This window comes from Coleofasciculus chthonoplastes PCC 7420 (assembly GCF_000155555.1).
Lineage (GTDB): Bacteria > Cyanobacteriota > Cyanobacteriia > Cyanobacteriales > Coleofasciculaceae > Coleofasciculus > Coleofasciculus chthonoplastes_A.
Window position 1 is genome coordinate 63,786 of the sequence record NZ_DS989877.1, and the last position, 6,412, is coordinate 70,197.

The 6,412-nt window shown below is 43.1% G+C and carries 6 protein-coding genes and 1 pseudogene; 6 read left to right on the forward strand and 1 reads right to left on the reverse strand.

What is annotated here, in order from left to right:
• Positions 1-229: 229 nt before the first annotated feature.
• From MC7420_RS32885 to MC7420_RS32905, 5 genes and pseudogenes are all read left to right on the forward strand, one after another.
• Positions 230-562 (forward strand): annotated as a pseudogene (locus MC7420_RS32885) (orange carotenoid protein N-terminal domain-containing protein); the annotation flags it as partial.
• A 183-nt stretch (positions 563-745) separates the two neighbouring features.
• Entirely contained in the window at positions 746-1,168 is a 423-nt protein-coding gene (locus MC7420_RS32890) for a roadblock/LC7 domain-containing protein (protein WP_044211052.1), read from the forward strand.
• A 476-nt stretch (positions 1,169-1,644) separates the two neighbouring features.
• Positions 1,645-2,511: a DUF4388 domain-containing protein gene (locus MC7420_RS32895; RefSeq protein ID WP_006106096.1), complete on the forward strand. Its 867-nt coding sequence runs from the start codon at positions 1,645-1,647 to the stop codon at positions 2,509-2,511.
• An 11-nt stretch (positions 2,512-2,522) separates the two neighbouring features.
• Positions 2,523-3,056 (forward strand): GTP-binding protein, encoded by a 534-nt coding sequence (locus MC7420_RS32900; RefSeq protein WP_006106141.1) that lies wholly within the window; start codon positions 2,523-2,525, stop codon positions 3,054-3,056.
• Between the two features lie 388 nt (positions 3,057-3,444).
• Complete coding sequence (locus MC7420_RS32905) at positions 3,445-4,311, forward strand: DUF4388 domain-containing protein (RefSeq protein ID WP_006106123.1); 867 nt, start codon at positions 3,445-3,447, stop codon at positions 4,309-4,311.
• A gap of 76 nt (positions 4,312-4,387) precedes the next feature.
• Here the strand turns inward: MC7420_RS32905 and MC7420_RS32910 are convergent, their stop codons facing one another.
• Positions 4,388-5,161 carry an ABC transporter ATP-binding protein gene (locus tag MC7420_RS32910; protein ID WP_006106113.1) on the reverse strand — a complete coding sequence of 258 codons (774 nt, stop codon included), beginning with the start codon at positions 5,159-5,161 and terminating at the stop codon, positions 4,388-4,390.
• A 773-nt stretch (positions 5,162-5,934) separates the two neighbouring features.
• Between MC7420_RS32910 and MC7420_RS32915 the strand changes: the two genes are divergently transcribed.
• On the forward strand, positions 5,935-6,294 hold the full coding sequence (locus tag MC7420_RS32915) for a hypothetical protein (protein WP_006106158.1): 360 nt from the start codon (positions 5,935-5,937) through the stop codon (positions 6,292-6,294).
• Positions 6,295-6,412: the final 118 nt, after the last annotated feature.

Below are 6,412 nucleotides of genomic sequence, written 5' to 3' on the forward strand. Positions count from 1 at the left end.
GCTTTGCCCATTATCCTGCATTCGGTGGTCATTGTCTTTGTCTTCCCACCAACTTCATCGTCTCTGGATAGAGGAAGATGTTGATCTAACCACAGATTCTAAGCAAACTCTACCGATCGGAGGGCGATCCCTGTTTGTAAAGTTTGGTAAACATAAGAGTAGAGATATTTTGTTGTATTAGAGGAAAAAAACTATATGGCTTCTACTCAACCGACTGGTGTAAACCCATTTCTACAACCTTTCAGATGATCAGCAGCTAGCCGCGATGCGAGAAATCGTCAATTGTGAGGATACACAAGTATCACGGGCGTATGGGGCATTGAGTGAAAATAACCAATTGTTAGTCTGGTATGCTTGGGCGCAAGGAATGGGTGATACGGTTGTCGATATGCCCCTAGACTACAAAGCTCAGTCAGAGGTGAATTCGATTCTATCCCAAATCGAAAATCTAGATTTCGAGGGGCAAATCTCCCTACTGCGCCAAGTTGCTGGTGATATGGGTTACAGTCCCGTTGACCCCGTTCCCAGCCAGGAAGAAACCGGAAAAACTCCTAGTTTATAGAGTCTCAAGGGATTGGGGAAGTAGGGGCTTGGTAACCAAGCCCCTATCCGATTGATCGAAAAGTCCGTGATAAGTTCGATTGTGAGATAGAGTTGGATACTTGGATAATGGATGGATTTAGTGGTATTCATACCCTTTGACTGTCTCACCAGCTCAAACCCGGACTTATCGAGGATGATGACAATGACCATTAACACGGCGAAGATTGAGAACATTTTGCAAAATTTTGTGACGGGCACCAGTGAGGTTCAGGGAGCAGCTTTGGTGTCTCCAGACGGGCTACCCTTAGCTTCAAGCTTGCCCAATGAGATGGATGAAGAACGAGTTTCCGCCATGTCAGCCGCGATGCTGTCGTTGGGAGAGCGGATTGGCTCAGAATTGTCCCGAGGCTTTCTTGATCGCATCTACGTGGAAGGCGATCGCGGCTACGGCATTTTGACCAATTGCGGCGAATATGCTGTGTTACTGGTTTTAGCTAGCAAAGCGGCGAAACAAGGTGTACTGTTGCTGGAAATTAAGCGTGTCATTCCAGAGTTGAAAGCGGCGCTTGATCCAATCCGGAAAATATCCGGAGCGTATGACACTCAATCACAGATCGCCGAATAATTCATGAACCCGACAGGAATCGCAATTCATCTCCTACCTCTATCAGGGCTGTGACGGGGTGGGATACTCTCTTTCACCCACTGAAGAAGTGAAGAATGAATTTGCCCAGAACGTAGTGTGGGGTTTAGTTTAAGCTCATATTGGGATAGAGATTGAATCCCTATAGCTCTCTCAAGTCAGTGAGGCAGACTCAAGCGATGCTCGCGAGACCCGTCTTGGAGTCGAAAAAATCCTGAGAACTGACACCCAATCTTGAATCAGGCAGTGTAAACTTGTCCTGACTGTTGCTTTGGCGCTCTGACTGATGTTGCCAAGGTTAGGATAACACGATTACTATAGATCATAAAGATATTTATGATTTATCTAAGATAAGTAACAAAAAATTGATTATTCTTCAATTGAAATTGTAAACCTAAGACAATAAGTCTAGAGTTGGTCTATTTTTTGACAAGTTTTTAGCAAGTAGTGGACAAGTAATGGCAATTACAAGCTGTTTATCGGAGTTTTCTCTCCCCGAACTATTTCAATTTCTGGATCAAGGTAGCAAAACCGGATTGCTGACCTTGCGATTCCTGACAGAAAATCATGAGAAACGAGTACGCCATGTACTATTACATCAAGGGCGTATTGTCGCTGTGACCAATCGCTTGGATCACCAGTGCTTGCTCGCCATGATTGTACAACGAGGCTGGATTAGCCCGGAAGTGTTGCGAGAGCAGGTGAACCGTTGCCCAGCCAATATTCCGATTGGTTTATATTTAAAGACTCAATCGTTTCTCCAGCCGGAACAACTCAGACTGTTGTTCCACGCCCAAGTTCTACGGCAAGTCTGTGGTTTGTTTCGGCTGAGAGAGGCTCGATTTAAATTTGATACTAAAGCGACTTTGCCCACGACGGAAATGACTGGCTTAAGCCTCAGCGCCACCGAAGCTACGTTAATGGGTTTACGAGTGTTAAGAGACTGGGTATTATTAGCAAACAAACTACCAGAACCAACCTCCGCCCTGTCGAGAGTAGTGATTGGCAAGCGTCATCTGCGCTTGGATTCGGTGGAAGGGCAAGTTTGGCAGCGCTCAAATGGCTCGATTTCTCTGAATACAATGGCAACTCAGCTCAAACAACCCATAGAAATAATTCAACAAACGGCATTCCGACTGATTAGCGTGGGTTTAGTCCAAGAAGTCCCAATGATGACGGCGGCGTCTCGTTCTAAAGCAATGGCAGAAGATGTGTTAGAGCCTGTAGCTGCTGGAACCAATCACGGCAGTAAAGAGGATAATGGCTCTGAGGTTAGTCCTTCGTTTATGCAAAACTTGCTGGGTTTCTTGAGGAGCAGCAAGTAACGGTGGAAATTATGCGTCTAGTTGTTACGGGTACAGTAGGTGCTGGCAAGTCCACCTTCATTCGCTCAGTTAGTGAGATTGCTGTAGTTGATACAGATCGACTCTCAACCGATCAAACTACTGAGATTAAGAAAAAAACAACCGTAGCGATGGACTTTGGACGCTTACAATTTGCCCCAGAAATGGCATTGCATCTCTATGGTACACCAGGACAAGCTCGCTTCGATTTTATGTGGGATATCTTGATTCGCAAAGCCCATGCTTATATCATTTTGGTAGATGCTCACCGACCTAGCGATTTTCGCTCAGCCCGCAAGCTGCTCGCGTTTATGAAACAGAGGGTAGATATTCCCATGCTAATTGGCTTGACCCACAGGGATTGTGAAGGCGCTTGGTCTGAAGAAAATGTCGCGATCGCTCTAGGGTTTGTGGATGAAAAAACTCGTCCGCCTTTCGTTACCTTAAATGCGAATGAAAAAGATTCAGTTATTGATACTCTAATTGTCTTAATTGAACATTATTTAAATTGTGTTGTTAAAACATAATAGTTTGGGAATTTTTACTTCTTTCTAATAAATAAATTCTATAGAAAACTAGATTTACATCACTATATTTAATTATTCCCAACGCCGGAAGCAACAGAAGGCAAATTCCATTTTTGTAAATCATTATGGATCGTGTGAGCATTTTGTTCATATATAGAAGTAAGCTAGCCAGATGTTGGTGCTTCATGTAGGCTTCGGTGTCCTTGCTTCTGCGGCTGACGTGACAGGATCATGCTGAAAAAATTAAGACTATCGGCTAATATAAATAATTGTTAAGCTATAATATTATTAAGAAAATCTAAAATTCAGCTAACTTCCTTTAAAGCTTTAACACGTCCTGCCTGATTGAAGTCTGCGCTGATGTTCTTAAAACTGTCCTTTTAAAACTATGGCTATTAGAGGTTACTTATCGGACTTGTCCCTTCCCGAACTGTTTCATTTGATTGAACAAGGGAAAAAAACCGGGTTACTCACATTACGCACCGCATTAACCAGCCCATCAATTCCCTATTATGTATGGGTTCACCAAGGTCGTATTGTCGCGACGGCTAATCGCTTGGATGGTCAAGGTTTAATCGCACTGATTGAGCAATACCAGTGGGTGAGCGATCGCGTGGTAGCCAAGCTAGTCCAATGGTGCTGTCCGACGGGAAAACCTCTGGGGTTGTGTCTCAAAAATCACGGTGTTTTACAAACCGAACATCTCAAGCAGTTATTCCAAGTTCAGGTTTTACAGCAAATTGGTGTCCTGTTCCAACTCAAAAATGCTCAATTTAAATTGGAGCAGAATGTACCTCTACCGGGGCGAGAAATGACGGGGTTGAGCATACCCGCCACTGAAGCCACGTTAATGGGATTGAGGGTGCTGCCAAACTGGGATACCTTAGCTGATAAATTACCTGATCCTCATAGCGGTTTAATCAGTACAAAGACAGGTCAACTTCGTTACCGATTAGATCCGGTCGAATGGCAAATTTGGGAGTACACAAAAGGGACAGTTTCGCTGAAAATGATTGCCAGGGAACTACGACTCCCGATAGAAAAAGTTCAGCAAATTGCCTTTGCCCTAATTACAGTCGGTTTAGCCGAAGAAGTGCCGTTATTCGTGGGAAATCTACCCACTCAATCCGTTGAACCCTTACCCGCGCAATTGACGGAAGAATCGGAAAGTAAAACGCTCAGTCAATCTTTCGTACAAAACTTTATGAGTTTTTTGCGGAACAGTAAAGCCAAACCAATATCAATTGGAACTTAATGGCGGGTTTGTAGGGGCGGGTTTCACAACTATCCTTTCGGTTTTAAGTAGATTTGACTAAACCCGCCATCCGGATTTAGGCTGACGACGCTGTTGCTACTTTTACCATTTCCTCTGGCGTCAAATAAGAATGAATGACTTCACCATCCCGAAACCACACAATACGCTTCGTCAAACGAGCGACATCCGGTTCGTGAGTCACCATCACCACCGTAATTCCCTCCTCATTGAGTTGGCTAAATAACCCAATCACTTCAGCCGTTGTATGAGAATCCAGCGCCCCGGTTGGTTCATCTGCCAAAAGTAATACGGGTTGATTCACGATCGCACGAGCAATGGCTACTCGTTGCTGTTGTCCACCAGACAGTTGATTGGGCTTATTGAACTGGCGGTTTTCCAATCCTACTCGCTTTAAAGCACTCATGGCGCGATCGCGGCGTTCTTGGGGAGAAATTCCAGCATACACCATGGGCAACATCACATTTTCCAAGGCGGTGAGTTGAGGGAGCAGGTGAAACTGCTGAAACACAAAGCCAATCTTGACATTGCGAATCCCAGCTAATTGAGTATTATCCAGATGAGAAACATCCACACCATCTAGGTAATAGCGTCCAGACGTGGGTTGATCAAGACAGCCGATAATGTTCATGGCAGTTGATTTGCCCGAACCAGACGCCCCCATAATCGAGCAGTATTCACCTTTATCTATGGTTAGATTTACTTGGCTGAGGGCTTTGACTTCTGTGTTACCCGTACCATAAACCTTAGATATATTTTCTAGACGAATAATGATGGGTGGTTCCACTGCCGTTGAATGAATCGATGATGGAAAATTGATAGAATCGTGCATAAAGTCCTACGGTTAATAAAGAAGACAATTGTAGGGGCGGGTTTAGGAACTCAATTATGTATTCACCAATAACTAAACAACCAAACCCGCCCTACCCACTGATAACGAACAAAAACCTAAATAGTATTTTTGGTTTATAATCATGATATTTCATCTGTAGGGGCGGGTTTAGGAACTCAATTATGTATTCACCAATAACTAAACAACCAAACCCGCCCTACCCACTGATAACGAACAAAAACCTAAATAGTATTTTTGGTTTATAATCATGATATTTCATCTGTAGGGGCGGGTTTAGGGACTCAATTATGTCTTCACCGATAACCAAACAACAAAACCCGCCCTACCCAATGATAACGAAACAACAACAGCCTAAATAGTATTTTGGTTTATAATCATGATATTTCATCTGTAGGGGCGGGTTTAGGAACTCAATTATGTCTTCATCGATAACCAAACAACAAAACCCGCCCTACCCAATGATAACGAACAAAAACCTAAATAGTATTTTTGGTTTATAATCATGATATTTCATCTGTAGGGGCGGGTTTAGGGACTCAATTATGTCTTCACCGATAACCAAACAACAAAACCCGCCCTACCCAATGATAACGAAACAACAACAGCCTAAATAGTATTTTGGTTTATAATCATGATATTTCATCTGTAGGGGCGGGTTTAGGAACTCAATTATGTCTTCATCGATAACCAAACAACAAAACCCGCCCTACCCAATGATAACGGAATAACTATAGATAGACTGGGTAAATTCAATGCTGAAAAAACTGAGAGGTGGATTTTTAATGGGAATTGGCTATATGCTCTCCCCATTATCGTGGTGGAATGATTTATTTTTTAATTTGCCCATTGCCTACCTTTTTGCCTATCTGTTCAGTTGGATTTTTCCTGACCTGTTTTTACCGCTCACCGCTGTTGGTTACTGGCTCTCCAATATTATAGGGATTTTAATGATGCAAATAGGGGCGACAGATATGTTTTTTGAGCAAAAGCAGCGGAATCCTAAAAAAGATTTACTCATTGGTTTTGGGGCATCAACGGTTTACACTTTAGTTGTTTTAGCACTAATGTATTTCCAGGTTCTCGAATCTCCTGTATTTTTAGTAAATCAGTAGAACTGTTTTGTTCATTTATTGGTGAGGTGGATCAGGTTTTGTTATTTACTTATCGGTGAGGTAGGGTGGATTTTGTTGTTCATTTATCGGTGAGGTAGGGCGGGTTTTGTTGTTCATT